Source organism: Acetobacter papayae (genome assembly GCF_047721125.1).
GTDB lineage: Bacteria > Pseudomonadota > Alphaproteobacteria > Acetobacterales > Acetobacteraceae > Acetobacter > Acetobacter papayae.
In genome coordinates this window covers 72,985-91,854 of the sequence record NZ_JBDNWF010000005.1, presented here as the reverse complement: position 1 = coordinate 91,854, position 18,870 = coordinate 72,985, and the positions used below count along the sequence as shown (strand labels likewise).

General features: G+C 56.9%; 28 protein-coding genes. All 28 read left to right on the top strand.

From position 1 onward, the window contains the following. The first annotated feature begins 14 nt into the window (after positions 1 to 14). The gene (gene rpoC, locus ABF757_RS03245) at positions 15 to 4,190 is read left to right on the top strand and encodes a DNA-directed RNA polymerase subunit beta' (protein ID WP_025860194.1); all 4,176 of its coding nucleotides are present in this window, start codon (positions 15 to 17) and stop codon (positions 4,188 to 4,190) included. A 341-nt stretch (positions 4,191 to 4,531) separates the two neighbouring features. After that, on the top strand, positions 4,532 to 4,903 hold the full coding sequence (gene rpsL / locus ABF757_RS03240; protein WP_003622698.1) for a 30S ribosomal protein S12: 372 nt from the start codon (positions 4,532 to 4,534) through the stop codon (positions 4,901 to 4,903). Between the two features lie 14 nt (positions 4,904 to 4,917). Then, complete coding sequence (rpsG, locus tag ABF757_RS03235; RefSeq protein ID WP_086638473.1) at positions 4,918 to 5,394, top strand: 30S ribosomal protein S7; 477 nt, start codon at positions 4,918 to 4,920, stop codon at positions 5,392 to 5,394. Positions 5,395 to 5,484: 90 nt separating this feature from the next. Continuing rightward, on the top strand, positions 5,485 to 6,675 hold the full coding sequence (gene tuf / locus ABF757_RS03230; RefSeq protein ID WP_415480881.1) for an elongation factor Tu: 1,191 nt from the start codon (positions 5,485 to 5,487) through the stop codon (positions 6,673 to 6,675). Positions 6,676 to 6,780: 105 nt separating this feature from the next. Next, a complete protein-coding gene (gene rpsJ, locus ABF757_RS03225; RefSeq protein ID WP_007282720.1) occupies positions 6,781 to 7,089 on the top strand; it encodes a 30S ribosomal protein S10 in 309 nt (102 codons plus the stop codon). Between the two features lie 10 nt (positions 7,090 to 7,099). Then, positions 7,100 to 7,783 carry a 50S ribosomal protein L3 gene (rplC, locus tag ABF757_RS03220; RefSeq protein ID WP_415480890.1) on the top strand — a complete coding sequence of 228 codons (684 nt, stop codon included), beginning with the start codon at positions 7,100 to 7,102 and terminating at the stop codon, positions 7,781 to 7,783. 4 nt (positions 7,784 to 7,787) lie between these two features. Continuing rightward, on the top strand, positions 7,788 to 8,402 hold the full coding sequence (gene rplD, locus ABF757_RS03215; RefSeq protein WP_415480880.1) for a 50S ribosomal protein L4: 615 nt from the start codon (positions 7,788 to 7,790) through the stop codon (positions 8,400 to 8,402). A gap of 35 nt (positions 8,403 to 8,437) precedes the next feature. Beyond that, the gene (locus ABF757_RS03210; protein ID WP_199897828.1) at positions 8,438 to 8,734 is read left to right on the top strand and encodes a 50S ribosomal protein L23; all 297 of its coding nucleotides are present in this window, start codon (positions 8,438 to 8,440) and stop codon (positions 8,732 to 8,734) included. A 16-nt stretch (positions 8,735 to 8,750) separates the two neighbouring features. Next, a complete protein-coding gene (gene rplB / locus ABF757_RS03205; RefSeq protein WP_415480879.1) occupies positions 8,751 to 9,581 on the top strand; it encodes a 50S ribosomal protein L2 in 831 nt (276 codons plus the stop codon). A 13-nt stretch (positions 9,582 to 9,594) separates the two neighbouring features. Further along, positions 9,595 to 9,873, top strand: a complete 279-nt coding sequence (rpsS, locus tag ABF757_RS03200) for a 30S ribosomal protein S19 (protein ID WP_012812769.1) — start codon at positions 9,595 to 9,597, stop codon at positions 9,871 to 9,873. 8 nt (positions 9,874 to 9,881) lie between these two features. After that, on the top strand, positions 9,882 to 10,292 hold the full coding sequence (rplV, locus tag ABF757_RS03195; protein WP_025860200.1) for a 50S ribosomal protein L22: 411 nt from the start codon (positions 9,882 to 9,884) through the stop codon (positions 10,290 to 10,292). 2 nt (positions 10,293 to 10,294) lie between these two features. Next, positions 10,295 to 10,972 carry a 30S ribosomal protein S3 gene (gene rpsC, locus ABF757_RS03190; protein ID WP_025860201.1) on the top strand — a complete coding sequence of 226 codons (678 nt, stop codon included), beginning with the start codon at positions 10,295 to 10,297 and terminating at the stop codon, positions 10,970 to 10,972. A 17-nt stretch (positions 10,973 to 10,989) separates the two neighbouring features. Next, entirely contained in the window at positions 10,990 to 11,406 is a 417-nt protein-coding gene (gene rplP / locus ABF757_RS03185; RefSeq protein ID WP_025826957.1) for a 50S ribosomal protein L16, read from the top strand. 1 nt (position 11,407) lies between these two features. Then, positions 11,408 to 11,644: a 50S ribosomal protein L29 gene (rpmC, locus tag ABF757_RS03180; protein WP_025860203.1), complete on the top strand. Its 237-nt coding sequence runs from the start codon at positions 11,408 to 11,410 to the stop codon at positions 11,642 to 11,644. Between the two features lie 13 nt (positions 11,645 to 11,657). Then, positions 11,658 to 11,927, top strand: a complete 270-nt coding sequence (gene rpsQ, locus ABF757_RS03175; protein WP_025860204.1) for a 30S ribosomal protein S17 — start codon at positions 11,658 to 11,660, stop codon at positions 11,925 to 11,927. A 17-nt stretch (positions 11,928 to 11,944) separates the two neighbouring features. Further along, positions 11,945 to 12,313: a 50S ribosomal protein L14 gene (gene rplN, locus ABF757_RS03170; RefSeq protein ID WP_025826951.1), complete on the top strand. Its 369-nt coding sequence runs from the start codon at positions 11,945 to 11,947 to the stop codon at positions 12,311 to 12,313. After that, a complete protein-coding gene (gene rplX, locus ABF757_RS03165) occupies positions 12,313 to 12,633 on the top strand; it encodes a 50S ribosomal protein L24 (RefSeq protein ID WP_025826949.1) in 321 nt (106 codons plus the stop codon). Before rplN ends, rplX begins: the two co-directional genes overlap by 1 nt. Before the next feature lie 10 nt (positions 12,634 to 12,643). Further along, positions 12,644 to 13,213 carry a 50S ribosomal protein L5 gene (gene rplE / locus ABF757_RS03160; RefSeq protein ID WP_086638474.1) on the top strand — a complete coding sequence of 190 codons (570 nt, stop codon included), beginning with the start codon at positions 12,644 to 12,646 and terminating at the stop codon, positions 13,211 to 13,213. A gap of 71 nt (positions 13,214 to 13,284) precedes the next feature. Further along, positions 13,285 to 13,590, top strand: a complete 306-nt coding sequence (rpsN, locus tag ABF757_RS03155; protein ID WP_025860207.1) for a 30S ribosomal protein S14 — start codon at positions 13,285 to 13,287, stop codon at positions 13,588 to 13,590. Between the two features lie 9 nt (positions 13,591 to 13,599). Next, on the top strand, positions 13,600 to 13,998 hold the full coding sequence (rpsH, locus tag ABF757_RS03150) for a 30S ribosomal protein S8 (protein ID WP_025860208.1): 399 nt from the start codon (positions 13,600 to 13,602) through the stop codon (positions 13,996 to 13,998). Between the two features lie 10 nt (positions 13,999 to 14,008). Next, on the top strand, positions 14,009 to 14,542 hold the full coding sequence (rplF, locus tag ABF757_RS03145; protein ID WP_415480878.1) for a 50S ribosomal protein L6: 534 nt from the start codon (positions 14,009 to 14,011) through the stop codon (positions 14,540 to 14,542). Further along, positions 14,542 to 14,904 (top strand): 50S ribosomal protein L18, encoded by a 363-nt coding sequence (gene rplR, locus ABF757_RS03140; protein WP_025860210.1) that lies wholly within the window; start codon positions 14,542 to 14,544, stop codon positions 14,902 to 14,904. The genes rplF and rplR overlap by 1 nt, the downstream gene beginning before the upstream one ends. A gap of 15 nt (positions 14,905 to 14,919) precedes the next feature. Continuing rightward, positions 14,920 to 15,495 carry a 30S ribosomal protein S5 gene (rpsE, locus tag ABF757_RS03135; RefSeq protein WP_025860211.1) on the top strand — a complete coding sequence of 192 codons (576 nt, stop codon included), beginning with the start codon at positions 14,920 to 14,922 and terminating at the stop codon, positions 15,493 to 15,495. Further along, on the top strand, positions 15,488 to 15,673 hold the full coding sequence (rpmD, locus tag ABF757_RS03130) for a 50S ribosomal protein L30 (RefSeq protein ID WP_025860212.1): 186 nt from the start codon (positions 15,488 to 15,490) through the stop codon (positions 15,671 to 15,673). The genes rpsE and rpmD overlap by 8 nt, the downstream gene beginning before the upstream one ends. Position 15,674: 1 nt before the next feature. Further along, on the top strand, positions 15,675 to 16,163 hold the full coding sequence (gene rplO, locus ABF757_RS03125; protein ID WP_025860213.1) for a 50S ribosomal protein L15: 489 nt from the start codon (positions 15,675 to 15,677) through the stop codon (positions 16,161 to 16,163). A gap of 141 nt (positions 16,164 to 16,304) precedes the next feature. Further along, positions 16,305 to 17,657 carry a preprotein translocase subunit SecY gene (gene secY, locus ABF757_RS03120; RefSeq protein WP_025860214.1) on the top strand — a complete coding sequence of 451 codons (1,353 nt, stop codon included), beginning with the start codon at positions 16,305 to 16,307 and terminating at the stop codon, positions 17,655 to 17,657. Then, positions 17,654 to 18,322 carry an adenylate kinase gene (locus ABF757_RS03115; RefSeq protein WP_415480877.1) on the top strand — a complete coding sequence of 223 codons (669 nt, stop codon included), beginning with the start codon at positions 17,654 to 17,656 and terminating at the stop codon, positions 18,320 to 18,322. The genes secY and ABF757_RS03115 overlap by 4 nt, the downstream gene beginning before the upstream one ends. 122 nt (positions 18,323 to 18,444) lie before the next feature. Beyond that, a complete protein-coding gene (gene rpsM / locus ABF757_RS03110) occupies positions 18,445 to 18,822 on the top strand; it encodes a 30S ribosomal protein S13 (protein ID WP_141374296.1) in 378 nt (125 codons plus the stop codon). Positions 18,823 to 18,870: the final 48 nt, after the last annotated feature.

Below are 18,870 nucleotides of genomic sequence, written 5' to 3'. Positions count from 1 at the left end.
GGGGGCTTCGACACATGAATGAACTCATGAAAATTCTTGGCCAGACCGGCCAGGCGATGACCTTTGACCAGATCAAGATCCAGCTCGCATCGCCCGAGCAGATCCGTTCCTGGTCTTTTGGTGAAATCAAGAAGCCCGAAACCATCAACTACCGCACGTTCAAGCCTGAGCGTGATGGCCTGTTCTGCGCGCGTATTTTTGGCCCGATCAAGGACTACGAATGCCTGTGCGGCAAATACAAGCGCATGAAGTTTCGCGGGATTATCTGCGAAAAATGCGGTGTTGAAGTCACGCTGGCAAAAGTGCGCCGCGAGCGTATGGGTCACATCCAGCTTGCGAGCCCCGTTGCCCATATCTGGTTCCTGAAATCCCTGCCGAGCCGTATCGGCCTGATGGTCGATCTGACCCTTAAGGATCTGGAAAAGGTTCTGTATTTCGAAAGCTATCTGGTTCTTGAGCCCGGTACGTCTCCCCTGAAGCAGTACTCTCTGCTGACCGAGGAACAGTATCTGGACGCCATGGACGAGTATGGCGACGAAGGTGTGGAAGTCGGTATTGGCGCTGAAGCCATTAAGAAGGTTCTTGAGCGGATCGACTGCGATGCCGAAAAGGTGGAACTGCGTCAGGATCTGAAGGAAACCACTTCAGAAGCTAAGCGCAAGAAGCTGGTCAAGCGCCTGAAGCTGGTTGAGGCCTTCGCGGAAAGCGGCTCACGCCCCGAGTGGATGATTCTGGACATGGTGCCGGTTATTCCGCCGGAACTGCGCCCGCTGGTGCCGCTTGATGGTGGCCGCTTCGCGACCTCGGATCTGAACGATCTTTATCGTCGCGTTATCAACCGTAACAACCGTCTCAAGCGGCTGATGGAGCTGCGTGCGCCCGATATTATCGTGCGTAACGAAAAGCGCATGCTGCAGGAAGCGGTTGACGCCCTGTTTGACAACGGTCGTCGTGGCCGCGCCATTACGGGTGCGAACAAGCGTCCGCTGAAGTCGCTCTCTGATATGCTCAAGGGCAAGCAGGGCCGCTTCCGTCAGAACCTTCTGGGTAAACGCGTTGACTATTCTGGTCGTTCGGTCATCGTCGTGGGGCCGGAACTCAAGCTGCACCAGTGCGGTCTGCCCAAGAAGATGGCGCTGGAGCTGTTTAAGCCCTTCATTTACGCCAAGCTGGAAAAATACGGCCACGCCACCACCATCAAGGCTGCGAAGCGTATGGTGGAAAAAGAGCGTCCGGAAGTCTGGGATATCCTTGAAGAGGTTATCCGCGAGCATCCGGTTCTGCTCAACCGTGCGCCGACCCTTCACCGTCTGGGCATTCAGGCTTTCGAGCCGGTGCTGATCGAAGGCAAGGCCATCCAGCTTCACCCGCTGGTCTGCACAGCATTCAATGCTGACTTCGATGGTGACCAGATGGCCGTGCACGTGCCGCTGAGCCTCGAAGCACAGCTTGAAGCCCGCGTGCTGATGATGTCCACCAACAACATCCTCAGCCCGGCTAACGGCAAGCCGATTATCGTGCCGTCTCAGGATATCGTTCTGGGGCTGTATTACCTCAGCCTCGAAACGCCTGAGTTCAAGGTTGCGCTGGATCGTAGCGAATACGACAGCACAACCGGTGCCTTGATCAAAGAAGGCGCGCCGTCCTTCGCATCTGTCAGCGAAGTTGAATACGCACTCAGTGCAGGTGCTCTGAAACTGCATGACAAAATCCGTGCACGTTTCGAGCGCGTGGATGCTGAAGGCAACCGGCATATTGACGTGGCGGTTACAACGCCGGGTCGTGTGCTGATTGCGCAGATCCTGCCCAAGCACGCCGCGGTGCCATTCTCGCTGATTAATCGCCAGCTGACCAAAAAAGCCGTCTCGGACGTGATCGACACCGTCTACCGTCATTGCGGTCAGAAGGAAGCGGTCATTTTCTGCGACCGCCTGATGGCCCTCGGGTTCCGTCACGCGGCTAAGGCCGGCATTTCCTTCGGCAAGGATGACATGATCATCCCGGCGGAAAAGAAGGAACTGGTTGATCGTACCGCAACCGAGGTGAAAGAGTTCGAACAGCAGTATCAGGACGGTCTGATCACGGCCGGCGAACGCTACAACAAGGTGGTTGATGCCTGGTCACGCTGCACGGACGAAGTCCAGGCTGCGATGACCAAGGAAATTTCGCGTCAGGAAATCGGCAAGCCCATTAACTCCGTGTGGATGATGAGCCACTCCGGGGCCCGTGGGTCGCCGGCTCAGATGAAGCAGCTTGCCGGTATGCGTGGTCTGATGGCTAAACCGTCGGGTGAGATTATCGAACAGCCGATTATTGCCAACTTTAAAGAAGGCCTGTCGGTTCTCGATTACTTTACCTCTACCCACGGTGCCCGTAAGGGCCTGGCGGATACGGCGCTCAAGACAGCTAACTCCGGTTATCTGACCCGCCGTCTCGTTGACGTGGCACAGGATAGCATCATCATCGAAAATGATTGCGGCAGCGAACGCGGTCTGACGGTGCGTGCGGTTCTGGATGGTGGCGAAGTCGTCTCCTCCCTTGCCGAGCGTATTCTGGGCCGTACTGTTGCCAGCGATGTGATCGACCCGGAAACGGGCACGGTGCTGCTGGCGCGCAATCATCTGATCGATGAGGCCGATGCCGAGCGCGTTGAAAAGGCAGGCGTGGAAACGGTGCATATCCGTTCCGTGCTGACCTGTGATAGCCGTATTGGTGTCTGCGGGCACTGCTATGGCCGTGATCTCGCACGCGGCACGCCGGTCAATATCGGTGAAGCTGTGGGTGTTATCGCAGCACAGTCCATCGGTGAGCCCGGCACTCAGCTGACCATGCGTACCTTCCATATCGGTGGTGCGGCACAGCGTGGCGCTGAGCAGTCCATGATCGAGGCCTCTCGCGATGGTCGGATCATGATCCGTAACCGCAACGTCGTGCAGAACAGCCAGAACGTGCCGATTGTCATGGCCCGTAACTGCGAAATCCTGCTGACCGACGAGAACGGCGTGGAAAAGGCGCGTTATCGCGTGCCTTACGGTGCCAAACTGCTCGTCACTGATGGCGCACAGGTTACGCGTACGCAGAAGCTGGCTGAGTGGGACCCCTATACCCTGCCGATCATCACCGAAAAGGCCGGTAAGGTTGAGTATCTGGACCTGATCGATTCCATCACGCTGGTTGAGCGTATGGACGAAGTGACGGGCCTGACCTCAAAGGTAGTGGTTGACTACAAGCAGGCTGGCAAAGGTGTTGATCTGCGCCCGCGTCTGCAGCTCAAGGATGCCAACGGCGAAGTTATCAAGCTTGATAACGGGTCTGATGCACGCTACTTCCTCTCTCCCGAAACACTGCTTTCGGTTGAGAACGGAGCAGAGGTGCATGCGGGTGACGTGCTGGCACGTCTGCCGCGCGAAGGTTCCAAGACGCGTGATATTACCGGTGGTCTGCCGCGCGTTGCCGAACTGTTCGAAGCCCGTCGTCCGAAGGACCACGCGATCATCGCCGAAATGGAAGGTCGCGTTGAATTCGGCAAAGACTACAAGTCCAAGCGCCGTATTGTCGTGAAGAACGATGAAACGGGCGATGAGCAGGAATATCTGATCCCCAAGGGTAAGCATATTTCCGTTCAGGAAGGTGACTTTGTCGAGAAGGGTGATCCGCTGGTCGATGGTCCCCGCGTGCCGCACGATATTCTGAAAGTCATGGGGGTTGAGGCACTGTCCGACTACCTCATCAATGAAATTCAGGACGTCTATCGTCTGCAGGGCGTGAAAATCAACGACAAGCACATTGAGGTGATTGTCCGCCAGATGCTCCAGAAAGTTGAAATTCTGGAGCCCGGCGACACGACCTACCTTATTGGTGAAACCGTTGACCGCATTGAGTACGAGGCTGAAAACGCTAAATGCCTGAATGCGGGCGAACGTCCTGCGCTGGCTATGCCGGTTCTGCAGGGTATCACCAAGGCATCGCTGCAGACGCAGTCCTTCATCTCTGCCGCGTCCTTCCAGGAAACGACGCGCGTGCTGACGGAGGCCGCGACAGCCGGCAAGATCGACAGGCTGACAGGCCTGAAGGAAAACGTCATTGTCGGTCGTCTGATCCCGGCTGGCACAGGCAGTGTCATGAAGCGCCTGCGTGCCATTGCGGCAGAGCAGGACCGCCAGCGGGTAGGGCGGAGCGCTGCAGAGTAAGCGCTCAGGCTCCTGATGGTTACACAGAAAAAGGATCGGCTTTGTGCCGGTCCTTTTTTTATGAGGGCAGGGTGAGGCCCCGTAGAGAATCGCTAGGGAATGCTTGACTTCCCTGAGGGGGAAGGTTAGTTAGCACCCCTCAGCTTCGAGCATCATACGTGGTGTTCGGGCAATCAGGTTCTCTGTACGAGTTTCCAGCATGCGGCAGGCTTCCGGTGGAAGCAGAGCCGGATGCCAATATAGCCTCATTCCGGTATCTGCCGGTTGGGATATTTTTAATGGAAGTCGGCAGCCCAGAAAAAGGCTGGCCGACCGAACTGTGTAAGGATCGGGAAAGGCGCATGCCGACCATCAACCAGCTCATTGCCAAGGGGCGCAAGCCTGCAGTTAAGCGGAACAAAGTGCCCGCTCTGCAGGGCTGCCCCCAGAAGCGCGGTGTTTGCACCCGCGTTTATACGACGACACCAAAAAAGCCTAACTCCGCACTGCGTAAAGTTGCCAAGGTGCGTCTGACGAATGGCTATGAGGTGGTTAGCTATATTCCTGGTGAAGGCCACAACCTTCAGGAGCATAGTGTTGTGCTTATCCGCGGCGGTCGAGTGAAAGATTTGCCGGGTGTTCGTTACCACATCCTTCGCGGTGTTCTCGATACGCAGGGTATCGCCAAGCGGCGTCAGCGTCGTTCGCTGTATGGCGCCAAGCGTCCGAAATAAGAGGAAGTTAAGGTATGAGTCGCCGTCATCGTGCTGTTAAGCGCGAGATCCTTCCCGATCCGAAGTTCGGAGATGTCGTCATTACGCGTTTTATGAACGCGCTGATGTTCGACGGTAAGAAGTCCACAGCTGAAAAGATTGTCTATGGTGCGATTGACTCCATGGCCCGTCGCAATGGTGCTGCGTCCGATCCGATCGCGCTGTTCCATAACGCTCTGGATAACGTTAAACCGGCTGTAGAGGTCCGTTCCCGCCGTGTTGGTGGTGCAACCTATCAGGTTCCGGTTGAAGTGCGTTCTGACCGTCGTCAGGCTCTGGCTATTCGCTGGGTCATCGACGCTGCGCGCAAGCGTGGTGAAAACACCATGCAGGATCGTCTGTCCAACGAACTTCTGGATGCCGTGAACAATCGTGGTGCGGCTGTGAAGAAGCGTGAAGACACGCATCGTATGGCTGAAGCCAACAAGGCATTCAGTCATTATCGCTGGTAATCCGTGAAAGTTCCGCTTTCCCTCTTGTCGAGGGATTGGGGCACTTATAACAACTGCATCCCGGACATTTTTTGGGGCATGGAGTAAACAATGGCTAAGGCTAAATTTGAGCGGAATAAACCGCACTGCAACATCGGCACCATTGGTCACGTTGACCATGGTAAGACGTCTCTGACGGCTGCTATTACAAAGACGCTGGCGAAGACCGGCGGTGCTGTGTACAAAGCATACGACATGATCGACGCCGCCCCTGAAGAGCGTGCTCGCGGCATCACCATTTCCACCGCTCACGTGGAATATGAAACCGCAAACCGTCACTACGCGCACGTCGACTGCCCCGGACACGCTGACTATGTGAAAAACATGATCACGGGTGCGGCTCAGATGGACGGCGCCATCCTCGTGGTGTCCGCAGCTGACGGTCCGATGCCTCAGACCCGTGAACACATCCTGCTTGCTCGTCAGGTTGGTGTGCCGGCTCTGGTGGTCTTCCTGAACAAGGTTGACCAGGTTGACGATCCCGAGCTGCTTGAGCTGGTTGAAATGGAAGTTCGTGAACTTCTGTCTTCCTACCAGTTCCCTGGTGACGACATTCCCGTAATCAAGGGCTCCGCTCTGGTTACTCTGGAAGATGGTGATCCGGAAATCGGTGAAAACCGCGTCAGGGATCTGATGGATGCGGTTGACTCCTACATTCCGCAGCCTGAACGTCCGGTTGATCGTCCGTTCCTGATGCCGATCGAAGACGTGTTCTCGATCTCCGGTCGTGGCACGGTTGTGACCGGTCGTGTGGAACGTGGTGTTGTCAACGTGGGTGACGAAGTTGAAATCGTCGGCCTGAAAGACACCATCAAGACCACTGTTACGGGTGTTGAAATGTTCCGCAAGCTGCTTGATCGCGGCGAAGCAGGTGACAACATCGGTGCGCTGGTACGTGGCACAAAGCGTGAAGACGTTGAGCGCGGTCAGGTTCTGGCTAAGCCCGGCTCCATCACGCCGCACAAGAAGTTCAAGGCAGAAGCCTACATCCTGACGAAGGAAGAAGGTGGCCGTCATACGCCGTTCTTCACCAACTATCGTCCGCAGTTCTACTTCCGTACGACTGACGTGACGGGTGTTGTCCACCTGCCCGAAGGCACGGAAATGGTTATGCCTGGCGACAACTGCGCTATGGAAGTCGAGCTGATTGCTCCGATCGCCATGGACGAAGGTCTCCGCTTCGCTATCCGTGAAGGTGGCCGCACTGTTGGTGCAGGCGTTGTTGCTTCCATTATCGAGTAATCGATAAGGGATTAGAGACTGAGTGGCCCTGGCCGATTATTCGGCTGGGGTCTTACTTGGCGGCCGGGATAACCCGGACAAGTAAAGTGTTGGACTAAGAAACAGATGGACAACCAGAACATCCGCATTCGCCTGAAAGCGTACGATCATCGGGTGCTTGATAACAGCACGAAAGAGATCGTGAATACGGCGAAGCGTACGGGTGCGCGGGTTCGGGGTCCTATCCCGCTGCCGACGCATATCGAACGGTTTACGGTTAACCGTTCTCCTCACGTTGACAAGAAGAGCCGCGAGCAGTTCGAAATTCGGACTCATCGTCGTTTGCTCGATATTGTTGAGCCCACTCCGCAGACCGTGGACGCTCTCATGAAGCTCGACCTCGCCGCTGGCGTTGATGTCGAGATCAAACTCTAAGGTCCAGACGATGCGCACCGGATTGATCGCAAAAAAGCTGGGCATGTCCCGGCTGTTCAAGGAAGACGGCACACATGTGCCTGTCACAGTTCTGCATATCGATGATGTGCAGGTGGTTGATGTTCGCACCCAGGAGCGGGATGGCTATGTGGCCGTTCAGCTTGGTATGGGCAACGCCAAGGTTAAAAACGTTTCCAAGCCCAATCGTGGCCATTTTGCCCGCGTGAAGGTTGAGCCCAAAAAGGTGGTTCGGGAATTCCGCGTTGCGGACGACGCTACGGTGGAAATCGGGACCTCCCTGTCTGCTGCTCATTTTGTCGTTGGCCAGAAGGTTGACGTCACGGGCACCAGCAAGGGTAAGGGATTTGCTGGCGCGATGAAGCGCTGGAATTTTGCCGGTCTGGAAGCTACGCATGGTGTGTCTGTTTCGCACCGTTCGCATGGTTCGACCGGTAACCGCCAGGATCCCGGCAAGACCTTCAAAAACAAGAAAATGGCTGGTCATCTGGGCGATGAGCGCGTGACCACCTTGAACCTCGAAATTGCTGCGGTCGATCCGGAAAAGAATCTGGTCATGGTTCGGGGCTCCATTCCCGGTGCCAAGAACAGCGTCGTTCTCATCCGTGATGCGATCAAGAAAGCCCGCCATGGCGACGCGCCCTATCCGGCCGGCCTTGTGACGGCGGAAGGCTGAGATCATGGAAATCGAAATCAAGACACTTGATAACGGCACGGCTGGCTCTGCTACGCTGCCGGATGAACTTTTTGCGGTTGCTCCGCGCGCGGATATCATGGCGCGTGTTGTGCACTGGCAGCTGGCCAAGCGCCGCGCAGGCACGCACAAGGTCAAGGGCATGGGCGAAGTGTCCGGCACGACCAAAAAGCCTTACCGCCAGAAAGGCACCGGTAGCGCCCGTCAGGGTTCGCTCCGTGCGCCGCAGTATCGTACCGGTGGTGCGGTGCATGGTCCGGTTGTCCGTGATCACGGCTATGACCTGCCCAAGAAGGTGCGTCGCCTCGGCCTGATTTCCGCTCTGTCGCAGAAGGCGAGGGACGGTAAGCTGATCGTTCTGCAGTCTGCTTCCGGCGTGAACAAGACCACCGAACTGGCGAAGAAGCTCAAAGGGCTTGGTCTGGTTTCCGCGCTGATCGTTGATGGTGCCGTGGACGAAGGTTTCGTTCGTGCAGCCCGCAACCTGCCGCGGATCGACGTTCTGCCGACAATCGGCGCGAATGTTTATGACATTCTGAACCATGAGGTGCTTGCGATCACCCAGGCTGGCCTCGAAGGACTGAAGGAGCGCCTGGCATGACCAACATTCTTGCGCTGCGCAGGAAGGCCGAGCGTCTGTCTCGTGAGGCCCTGTGCGATATCGTTCGTGCACCGGTTATTACCGAAAAGGCATCTGGTCTTTCGGAAAAGAACCAGGTGGTTTTCAAGGTTGCGATCTCAGCCAGCAAGCCTGAAATCAAGGTTGCGGTTGAAACGCTGTTCGGCGTCAAGGTTGTTGGCGTCAACACCCTTGTCCAGAAGGGTAAGACCAAGCGCTTTAAGGGGCGCGTGGGGCAGCGTTCCGACGTGAAGAAAGCGTTCATTCAGCTCGCTGAAGGTCAGTCCATTGACCTTACGGCCAAGCTGGCGTGAGCAGGGGTAGAAACAAATGGCACTGAAGCACTTTAATCCTGTCACGCCGAGCATGCGTGGTACGGTTCTGATTGACAGGGCTGACCTTTGGAAGGGCAAGCCGGTCAAGCAGCTGACCGAAGGTAAGAACAAGTCGGGCGGTCGTAATAACAACGGCCGTATCACTTCCCGCTTCCGTGGGGGTGGTCACAAGCAGTCCTATCGTTACGTTGACTTCAAGCGTCGCAAGTTTGATGTTGTCGGCACGGTGGAGCGTCTGGAATATGACCCCAACCGTACGGCCTTCATCGCACTGGTGAAGTATGAAGATGGTGAACTGGCCTATATCCTGGCTCCGCAGCGTCTGAAGGTTGGCGATTCCGTCATCTCTGGTGCGCGCGTGGATATCAAGCCGGGCAATGCCATGCCTCTGTCGGCCATTCCGGTTGGCACTATTGTGCATAACATCGAACTGAAGCAGGGTGCTGGCGGCAAGATGGCGCGTTCCGCAGGAACGTACGCCCAGCTGGTCGGCAAGGATTCTGGCTATGCCCAGATCAAGCTGCAGTCCGGTGAACTGCGCGTTGTGCGTGGCGAATGCATGGCAACTGTTGGTGCGGTTTCAAACCCCGACAACATGAACCAGCATATGGGTAAGGCAGGGCGTACGCGCTGGCTGGGCCGTCGTCCGCATAACCGCGGCGTGGTCATGAACCCGGTCGATCACCCGCATGGTGGTGGTGAAGGGCGTACTTCGGGCGGCCGTCATCCGGTTACGCCGTGGGGCAAGCCGACCAAAGGTTATAAAACTCGGGTCAACAAGCGGACGGACAGCCTGATTATCCGTCGCCGGAAGACCGGCAAGTAAGGGGCAATAGAAGATGGCACGTTCCGTCTGGAAAGGTCCGTTCGTCGACGGGTATCTGCTGAATAAGGCTGAAGTATCCCGCGCATCGGGTCGGAATGAAGTGATCAAGATCTGGTCGCGTCGTTCAACGATTCTTCCGCAGTTCGTTGGTCTGACGTTCGGTGTTTATAACGGTCAGAAGTTCCTGCCTGTGCAGGTGACGGAGAACATGGTTGGCCATAAGTTTGGCGAATTTTCTCCCACCCGTACATTCCACGGGCATGGTGCTGACAAAAAGTCTAAGCGGGGCTGAGAGCAAAGATGAGCAAGCCGAAGCATCCGCGCACGCTCGCGGAAACCGAAGCGCAAGCTGTCACGCGTAACATCCGGGTCAGCCCCCGCAAGCTGAATCTTGTGGCGGGTCTTATCCGCAACAAGTCGGCTTCCCAGGCGATTGCGACGCTGACATTCTCCAAGCGTCGTATTGCCCAGGACGTCAAGAAGACGCTTGAGAGTGCTATTGCCAACGCGGAAAACAATCACCAGCTGGACGTTGACCAGCTCGTGGTGAAGGCCGTGGAAGTGGGCAAGTCCATTGTGATGCGTCGTTTTCATGCTCGCGGTCGTGGTCGTTCCGCGCGCGTCGAGAAGTTCTTCAGCCATCTGAAGATTGTTGTGGCCGAACGGGCGGTAGAGCCTGAAGCGGCTTCCTCCGAGCAGAAGGCGGCCTGAGTATGGGGCATAAAGTCAATCCGATCGGGCTGCGGCTCGGCATCAACCGCACGTGGGATAGCCGTTGGTACGCTGGTGCCGACTATTCTCGCCTGCTGCATGAAGACCTGAAGCTGCGTGCGTTCCTGCGCCGCAAGCTGGCGGGTGCGGGCGTGTCCCGCGTGGTGATCGAACGCCCGGCTAAAAAGCCGCGCGTTACCATCTACGCGGCTCGTCCTGGCGTGGTGATCGGCAAGAAGGGGCAGGATATCGATGCTCTGCGCAAAGAGCTGACCCGTATGGCTGGCACCGAGGTTGCGCTGAACATTGTTGAAATCCGCAAGCCGGAAATCGACGCAACCTTGGTTGCAGAAAACATTGCCCAGCAGCTTGAGCGCCGCGTTGCGTTCCGCCGTGCAATGAAGCGCGCCGTGCAGTCCGCCATGCGTCTTGGTGCGCAGGGTATTCGTATCAACTGCTCCGGCCGTCTGGGTGGTGCTGAAATCGCGCGTATCGAATGGTACCGCGAAGGACGCGTGCCCCTTCACACGCTGCGTGCCGATATTGATTACGGCACAGCAACCGCAATGACCACGTATGGCACATGCGGTGTGAAGGTCTGGATCTTCAAGGGTGAAATTCTTGCCCATGATCCGTTGGCTCAGGATCGCCGGGCGGCCGAACAGGCTCCTCAGCGCTGAGGAGAGGATAAAAGACAATGCTTTCCCCGAAGCGGACAAAGTTCCGTAAAGCTCATAAAGGCCGTATTCACGGCCTTGCCAAAAGTGGCACCACGCTGAACTTCGGCACCTTTGGTCTGAAGGCCCTGCAGCCCGAACGGATCACGGCTCGCCAGATCGAAGCCTCCCGTCGGGCCATCACCCGCGCGATGAAACGTGCCGGTCGTGTCTGGATTCGTATTTTTCCTGACATTCCGGTCTCGACAAAGCCTGCGGAAGTGCGTATGGGCTCCGGTAAAGGTTCTCCCGAATTCTGGGTGGCCCGTGTGAAGCCTGGTCGCATCCTGTTCGAGATCGAAGGTGTGCCCCCGGAACTGGCGCGTGAAGCGCTGGCTCTCGGTGCGGCAAAACTGCCGATCAAGACCAAGTTTGTGACCCGAATTGGAGATGCCTGAGATGGTAAAGGCAACCAAGCCTGCTGATTTGCGCACAAAGACCCCGGACGAGCTGCAGGCTCGTCTGGTGGAACTGAAGCGTGAACAGCTCAACCTGCGTTTCCAGCAGGCCACGGGTCAGACCGAATCGCAGAGCCGTGTTCGTGCGGTTCGCCGTGAAATTGCGCGCATCAAAACGATTGCCGCGCAGAATGCTAAGACAGTGGCGGGTGCGCAAACATCCGCCGCCAATGCCTGAGGAGAGTTAGCCGATGCCAAGGCGCGTCCTGAGCGGGCGTGTGACTAGCGACAAGATGGACAAGACCATTACGGTTATTGTCGAGCGTCGCGTCATGCATCCGCTGTATAAGAAGTTCATTCGTCGCTCGAAGAAGTACGCGGCGCATGATGAAGACAATCTGTGCAAGGTGGGTGACGCCGTGCGCATTGTCGAATGCCCGCCGATTTCGCGGCGTAAGACGTGGACCGTGATTTCCCGCAACGGCGAAGCCGTGGGCGCGGAAGTTGGCGCGTCGGCCTAACGTAAGGATATCAGGTTATGATCCATCCCGAGACCAACCTTGACGTGGCGGATAACTCCGGTGCGCGTCAGGTGCAGTGCATCAAGGTGCTGGGCGGTTCCAAGCGGAAGTCTGCCTCGGTCGGCGACGTGATCGTCGTTTCCGTCAAGGAAGCCATCCCCCGTGGGAAGGTGAAGAAGGGCGATGTTCACCAGGCCGTTATCGTGCGTACCTCTTATCCGGTTCGTCGTCCTGATGGCAGCGCCATCCGGTTCGACCGCAACGCTGCCGTGCTGATCAACAAGCAGCAGGAGCCGATCGGTACCCGTATCTTTGGCCCGGTTGTGCGTGAACTGCGTGCGAAGAAGTTCATGAAGATCATCTCTCTGGCGCCGGAGGTGCTGTAATGGCTGCCCGTATTAAAAAAGGCGATACGGTTGTCGTCATCACCGGCTCTTCCAAGGGCGTGCAGGGTGAAGTTCTGGAGGTCCGTCCTTCAGAAGATCGCGCTGTTGTGCGTGGTGTTGCAATTGCCAAACGTCACCAGCGCGCGCGTCGCATGGGTGAAGAAGGTGGAATTATTGCCCGTGAGGCAGCTGTCCATCTCTCCAACCTGAAGCTGGTTGATCCTGCCTCCAAGAAGCCGACACGCGTTGGTTTCCGGGTGCTGGAAAACGGCAAAAAAGTTCGCGTTGCCAAGGCGACTGGCGAAGTGATTGAAGGTTGAGAGGCCAGGTATGAGTGCGAATCAGGAAGGGCGTTCCCTCCCGCGCCTTCACCAGCGCTATGAGAGTGAACTTCGTGCCAAGCTGCGTGAGCAGTTTGGTTATACCAACGAAATGCAGGTGCCGCGGCTTGAAAAAATCGTCCTGAATATGGGCGTTGGCGAAGCCGCTGGTGACCAGAAGAAGTTGGATGCAGCCGTTGCGGAAATGACCCTTATTGCGGGTCAGAAGCCGGTTAAGACGGTAGCCAAGAAGGCGATCGCGGGCTTTAAAATCCGTGAAGGTCTCCCGATTGGCTGTAAGGTTACGCTGCGTCGGGCTCGGATGTACGAATTTCTCGATCGTCTTGTGACGATTGCGATGCCGCGCATCCGCGACTTCCGTGGTCTCCCTGCGACAAAAGGCTTTGATGGCCGCGGCAATTTTGCCCTTGGTCTGAAAGAGCAGATCGTTTTCCCTGAAATCGAATACGACAAAGTGGACGAAGTCCGCGGTATGGACGTTGTGTTCGTGACCAGCGCGAAAACGGATGCTGAAGCTAAAGCTTTGCTGAAGGCATTTGATCTTCCCTTCTTGGGATGATACAGGCTGCTTTATTGTGTGATCTTGGAAAACCGTCGAAGGTTTTCGAAGGGTTCCGGAGGTAATCGAGTATGGCTAAAACATCTGCCATCCTGCGTAATGCGAAGCGCGCGCGCATGGCGGCACGTGACAAAGAGAAGCGTACAGCTCTCAAGAATATCGTGAAGGATCGGGCTCTCCCCGTGGAGGACCGGTTTGAAGCGTCTTTGAAGTTGGCTGAGCTGCCGCGTAATGGTTCGCGCGTTCGCGTGCGTCTGCGCTGCAAGCTGACCGGTCGTTCTCGTGGTAACTACCGCAAGTTCGAGCTGTGTCGTGTCGCTTTCCGTGATCTGGCATCGACTGGCCAGATTCCGGGAGTGGTCAAAGCTAGCTGGTAAGGGCGGGATATGTCACTTTCTGATCCGTTGGGTGATATGCTCACCCGTATTCGCAACGCTCAGCGTGCGCGTCACAACTCCTGCGTTGCGCCGGCTTCCAGCCTGCGTGTGAACGTGCTGGAGGCGCTGCAGCGCGAGGGTTATATCCGTGGGTACAAGCGTGAAGAAGTCCGTAAGGGCATCGCGCAGCTTCACATTGAGCTGAAATATGCCGAAGGTGAGCCGGTTATCCGCGAGATCCAGCGCGTTTCTCGCCCTGGGCGTCGCGTTTATTCGAAAATTAAAGAACTGCCGCGTGTTCGCGCAGGGCTGGGTGTTTCCATCCTGTCCACGCCGCGTGGTGTTCTGTCCGATGTAGAGGCACGGGCCGCCAATGTTGGCGGTGAAGTCCTCTGCCGCGTGTTCTGAGGAGGGATACATGTCACGTGTAGGCAAATATCCCGTTGACGTGCCGGCGGGGGTTACCGTTTCTGTCGTTGACGGCGTGTTTAAGGCTAAAGGCAAGCTCGGCGAGCTTTCTCTGCCGATTTCCACGCACGTTACGGCTGAAGTGCAGGAAAGTCAGGTTGTTGTGCAGCCTATCGGTACGGCCAGTCAGGCTCGTATGATGTGGGGCACAACCCGGGCGCTGATTGCTTCGGCTGTTAAGGGTGTTTCTGAGGGTTTTTCCAAGACTCTGGAAATCAACGGCACCGGTTACCGTGCGGCGGTGCAGGGTTCCAACCTCGTTATGAACCTTGGCTTCTCCCATGACGTGGTCTACCCGATCCCGGCTGGCATCAAGATTTCAACGCCGCGGCCGACCGCCGTTGTTGTTGAAGGTATTGATAAGCAGCGGGTTGGTCAGGTGGCTCTGGACATTCGTAGCTATCGTAAGCCGGAACCCTATAAGGGTAAGGGCGTGCGCTACGATACGGAGACCATTCGTCGCAAGGAAGGCAAGAAGAAATAATGAGCAATCAGCAGGAATTGCGGAACCGGCGGCGCGCGCGTCTCCGTTTCCAGCTTCGCCGCAAGGCTGCTGGCCGTCCGCGTTTGTCGGTCTTCCGGTCTGGCAAGAACATCTATGCGCAGGTCATTGACGATGCTCAGGGCGTGACCCTGGCCGCCGCGTCCACCCTGGATAAAGAACTGCGGAGCGCGCTCAAGAGCGGTGCTACGCAGGAAAGCGCTGGTGCAGTTGGTAAGCTGGTTGCCCAGCGCGCCGTTGCAGCAGGTGTATCCCAGGTTGTTTTCGACAGGGGGTCTTATCTTTATCACGGGCGCGTCAAGGCCCTGGCGGAGGCGGCCCGTGAGGGCGGTCTCTCCTTCTGAGGAAAGGATCACGCAATGGCTCGTGAACCAAGAGAAGGCGGTCGAGGCGGCCGTGAGCGTGAGCGCGAAGCTGATGAGCTGGTTGACAAGCTGGTCACCATCAATCGCGTTGCGAAGGTTGTAAAAGGTGGTCGGCGTTTTGCGTTTGCCGCTCTGGTTGTCGTTGGTGACCAAAAAGGTCGCGTAGGCTACGGCGCGGGTAAAGCCCGTGAAGTGCCGGAAGCGATCCGTAAGGCAACGGAACGCGCCAAGCGCAGCATGATCCGCGTTCCTATGAAGGAAGGCCGGACCCTGCATCACGATGTTGCCGGTCACTTCGGTGCTGGTAAGGTCGTTCTGCGTTCGGCTGAAGCCGGGACCGGGATCATCGCTGGTGGTCCGATGCGCGCTGTGTTTGAAAGCCTGGGCATTAACGATGTGGTGGCGAAGTCCCTCGGGACACGCAACCCGCATAACATGGTCAAGGCGACGTTTGACGCCCTGACGCGTTGCGCTAGCCCCCGTGCAGTGGCCAACCGTCGCGGCAAGAAAGTTGCCGAGATTTTTGGCAAGCGCGATCAGGCTGCCGGAGCGGAGGCCGCTGATGTCTGAGAAAAAAACCTTCAAGGTTGTGCAGGTGGCGTCCGGTAACGGACGCAAACCCGGCCAGCAGGCAACCCTTGTGGGGCTGGGTCTGAACAAGATCGGCCGCGAAAAGGTTCTGGAAGATACGCCGTCCACACGGGGTATGGTCCGCAAAGTGGCCCACCTGGTGAAGGTGGAGGATTGAAATGAAGCTGAACGAACTTCGTGATAACGAAGGCTCCCGCTATCGCAAGAAGCGGCTCGGCCGTGGTATCGGGTCCGGCAAGGGCAAGACATCAGGTAAGGGTGTGAAAGGCCAGAAGGCTCGTGAGGGTGTGTCTCTCAACGGGTTTGAAGGTGGTCAGCTCCCTATCTACCGTCGTATGCCCAAGCGCGGCTTCAAGAACATCTTCCGCAAGGTGTATGCACCGGTGAACCTGGGCGCCATTGAGCAGGCCCTTACCGATGGCAAGCTGGAATCAGCCGCTCCCGTGACGGAAGCAGCGCTGAAGAAGGCTGGTCTGGTCGGTTCCGGCAAATACGCGGGTGTCCGTATTCTTGGTGAAGGTGAACTGACCAAGGGTGTGGCATTCGAAGTGTCGGGTGTTTCCGCTGCGGCTCGCGTTGCCATCGAAAAGGTTGGGGGCAGCATCAAGCTGCTCGCGCCTGTGGCGGTGGAAGCCAGCGCGTCCTGAGTATGACAGGGGAGAGAGCAGTGATCAAAGCTGTTCTCTCTTCTTCGCGTACGACTGGAAATGCTGTCTGGAATTTTTCAGACCATCATACCAGCGTCTCCACGTTTCGTGGCGGCGCTGTTTGTGTGAAAGGACGGATGCATGGCTTCCGCGGCTGAGCAGCTGGCTGCCAATTTCAATGTTGGTTCATTCGCCAAGGCGACTGAACTGAAAAAGCGGATTTGGTTCACGCTTGGTGCACTGATTGTCTATCGCCTTGGCACATACATTCCGGTTCCCGGAGTGGATGCTACGGTCATGGGGCAACTGCTTGCACAGAACCAGGGTGGTATTCTGGGCATGTTCAACATGTTTACGGGCGGTGCGCTGGGGCGCATGACCGTATTCGCGCTGAATATCATGCCGTATATTTCCGCCTCCATTATCGTTCAGCTGATGTCTACCGCTCTTCCCGCTCTTGAAGCGCTCAAGAAGGAAGGTGAGCAGGGGCGTAAGAAGCTGAATGAATATACGCGCTATCTGACCGTGATCATTGCTATCGTTCAGGCCTACAGCATCGCTTTTGGTCTGGAGAACGTCCATGACGGTACGGCGGTGGTTAATCCTGGTCCGTTGTTCCTGATCACCTGTGTGACTGCTCTTGTCGGGGGCACGATGTTCCTGATGTGGCTGGGGGAACAGATAACATCCCGTGGGGTGGGTAACGGCATATCGCTGATTATCTTCACCGGCATTGTCGCCAATCTGCCTCAGGCTCTGGCGAGCCTTTTCCAGCTTGGATACACCGGAGCCCTGTCTCCTTTCTTTGTGCTGCTGTTTCTGGTGCTGGCCATCGGAACCATCATGTTCATCGTGTTCATGGAGCAGGCGCAGCGTCGGGTTGTGATCCAGTATCCCAAACGGCAGGTTGGTCAGCGCATGTTTGGTGGTGATACCACGCATATGCCGCTGAAAGTGAACACTGCGGGCGTTATTCCGCCGATCTTTGCTTCGTCGGTATTGTTGTTGCCGGTGACACTGCAGGGCATCATGAGTGGGAAGAACCTGCCAGGCTGGCTGTCCTTTCTGGGGCAGGAACTGGGGCAGGGGCAGCCACTATATATGCTGTTTTATGCGGCCATGATCGTGTTCTTCTCGTATTTCTATGCGGCGGTTACCTTCAACCCGGCGGAAACGGCGGATAACCTGCGCAAGCAGGGAGGGTTCATTCCCGGTGTGCGACCGGGTGCGTCAACAGCAACCTATTTTGACCGTATCCTGACGCGTCTGACGACTATTGGTGCGGCCTATATGGTTGCGGTGTGTCTGCTGCCCCAAATTCTGGTCAGTCACTACAATGTGCCGTTCTATTTTGGCGGGACGAGCCTGATTATTATCGTGTCGGTTACGATTGATACGGTAACACAGATCCAGTCTCATCTTGTGGCGCACCAGTATCAGGGCTTGATGCGCAAGGGCCGGAGTGGCCGGAAACAGAGGATCATCAGGCGATGAATATTATTTTTCTCGGGCCTCCTGGGGCAGGGAAAGGCACCCAGTCCAAACTGCTGGAAGATCAGCACGGACTGGTTCAGATCTCTACGGGCGATATGCTGCGTGCCGAAGTGGCGCGTGGTTCGGCCGTAGGGCAGGAAGCCAAAAGCCTGATGGATGCCGGCAAGCTCGTTCCAGACGCGCTGATCATTGCCATGCTCAAGGGGCGGATCGCTCAGGCTGATTGCCAGAACGGCTTTATCCTTGATGGTTTCCCCCGCACGCTGGCTCAGGCGGAAGAGCTTGACGAGATGCTGAAAGCGGACGGGAAAAGCATTGATGTGGTGCTGTTCCTCGATGTCGATGAAGACATTCTGGCTGACCGTATTTCCGGACGGTTTACCTGCGCGAACTGCGGACGCACCTATAACGAGGTATCTAACCCCCCGCGTGTTGCCGGTGAGTGCGATGCCTGTGGCAGCCATGACTTTACACGCCGTGCCGACGACAAGCGTGAGACGGTTGTGGAGCGTCTGAAAGAATACCGGAAACTGACCGCACCGATTCTGCCGTTTTACGAAAAAACGGGTCGTCTGCACTCCATTAACGGGATGTTGCCGGCTGCCGAAGTCACGGCGGAAATTAAAGCGGCTCTTGGAGAAATCCCCAAGATCACGCAAAAGTGATCTGTTTTCGTTGACTTGTGCCGGTGGCCAGTATATTTCGCGGCCACCAGAACGAAATCCGCCCTGCACTCAGGGCATGTTTGAGTCGTTCGTTATCATGGCGGACGAACAGGAGAGAAAGCGTGGCACGTATTGCCGGCGTGAATGTCCCGACCACCAAGCGGGTTGTGATCGGGCTTCAGTATATTTATGGAATTGGCGCGACCAGGGCTGCCGAAATCTGCAAGGCCACAGGCATTGCCGAAACGAAGCGCGTGAACGAGCTCAGCGATGATGAAGTGCAGAAGCTGCGCGAAGTTATCGACACCGATTACCGCGTGGAAGGCGACCTCCGCCGCGAAGTGGCAATGAACATCAAGCGTCTGATGGATCTGGGTTGCTACCGTGGTCTGCGCCACCGTCGTGGTCTGCCGGTTCGCGGTCAGCGCACGCACACCAACGCCCGCACCCGTAAGGGTAAGGCTGTGGCGATCGCTGGCAAGAAGAAAGCCACGCGTTAATCCTGAATGCTACAAGCCCGGCCTGCATAGGCTGGCTCGGGCAGGGAC

Bases quoted from the DNA above. Each gene is read 5' to 3' on its own strand.
- rpoC (WP_025860194.1), top strand. From the start codon at position 15: ATGAATGAACTCATGAAAATTCTTGGCCAGACCGGCCAGGCGATGACC.
- rpsL (WP_003622698.1), top strand. From the start codon at position 4,532: ATGCCGACCATCAACCAGCTCATTGCCAAGGGGCGCAAGCCTGCAGTT.
- rpsG (WP_086638473.1), top strand. From the start codon at position 4,918: ATGAGTCGCCGTCATCGTGCTGTTAAGCGCGAGATCCTTCCCGATCCG.
- tuf (WP_415480881.1), top strand. From the start codon at position 5,485: ATGGCTAAGGCTAAATTTGAGCGGAATAAACCGCACTGCAACATCGGC.
- rpsJ (WP_007282720.1), top strand. From the start codon at position 6,781: ATGGACAACCAGAACATCCGCATTCGCCTGAAAGCGTACGATCATCGG.
- rplC (WP_415480890.1), top strand. From the start codon at position 7,100: ATGCGCACCGGATTGATCGCAAAAAAGCTGGGCATGTCCCGGCTGTTC.
- rplD (WP_415480880.1), top strand. From the start codon at position 7,788: ATGGAAATCGAAATCAAGACACTTGATAACGGCACGGCTGGCTCTGCT.
- rplB (WP_415480879.1), top strand. From the start codon at position 8,751: ATGGCACTGAAGCACTTTAATCCTGTCACGCCGAGCATGCGTGGTACG.
- rpsS (WP_012812769.1), top strand. From the start codon at position 9,595: ATGGCACGTTCCGTCTGGAAAGGTCCGTTCGTCGACGGGTATCTGCTG.
- rplV (WP_025860200.1), top strand. From the start codon at position 9,882: ATGAGCAAGCCGAAGCATCCGCGCACGCTCGCGGAAACCGAAGCGCAA.
- rpsC (WP_025860201.1), top strand. From the start codon at position 10,295: ATGGGGCATAAAGTCAATCCGATCGGGCTGCGGCTCGGCATCAACCGC.
- rplP (WP_025826957.1), top strand. From the start codon at position 10,990: ATGCTTTCCCCGAAGCGGACAAAGTTCCGTAAAGCTCATAAAGGCCGT.
- rpmC (WP_025860203.1), top strand. From the start codon at position 11,408: ATGGTAAAGGCAACCAAGCCTGCTGATTTGCGCACAAAGACCCCGGAC.
- rpsQ (WP_025860204.1), top strand. From the start codon at position 11,658: ATGCCAAGGCGCGTCCTGAGCGGGCGTGTGACTAGCGACAAGATGGAC.
- rplN (WP_025826951.1), top strand. From the start codon at position 11,945: ATGATCCATCCCGAGACCAACCTTGACGTGGCGGATAACTCCGGTGCG.
- rplX (WP_025826949.1), top strand. From the start codon at position 12,313: ATGGCTGCCCGTATTAAAAAAGGCGATACGGTTGTCGTCATCACCGGC.
- rplE (WP_086638474.1), top strand. From the start codon at position 12,644: ATGAGTGCGAATCAGGAAGGGCGTTCCCTCCCGCGCCTTCACCAGCGC.
- rpsN (WP_025860207.1), top strand. From the start codon at position 13,285: ATGGCTAAAACATCTGCCATCCTGCGTAATGCGAAGCGCGCGCGCATG.
- rpsH (WP_025860208.1), top strand. From the start codon at position 13,600: ATGTCACTTTCTGATCCGTTGGGTGATATGCTCACCCGTATTCGCAAC.
- rplF (WP_415480878.1), top strand. From the start codon at position 14,009: ATGTCACGTGTAGGCAAATATCCCGTTGACGTGCCGGCGGGGGTTACC.
- rplR (WP_025860210.1), top strand. From the start codon at position 14,542: ATGAGCAATCAGCAGGAATTGCGGAACCGGCGGCGCGCGCGTCTCCGT.
- rpsE (WP_025860211.1), top strand. From the start codon at position 14,920: ATGGCTCGTGAACCAAGAGAAGGCGGTCGAGGCGGCCGTGAGCGTGAG.
- rpmD (WP_025860212.1), top strand. From the start codon at position 15,488: ATGTCTGAGAAAAAAACCTTCAAGGTTGTGCAGGTGGCGTCCGGTAAC.
- rplO (WP_025860213.1), top strand. From the start codon at position 15,675: ATGAAGCTGAACGAACTTCGTGATAACGAAGGCTCCCGCTATCGCAAG.
- secY (WP_025860214.1), top strand. From the start codon at position 16,305: ATGGCTTCCGCGGCTGAGCAGCTGGCTGCCAATTTCAATGTTGGTTCA.
- ABF757_RS03115 (WP_415480877.1), top strand. From the start codon at position 17,654: ATGAATATTATTTTTCTCGGGCCTCCTGGGGCAGGGAAAGGCACCCAG.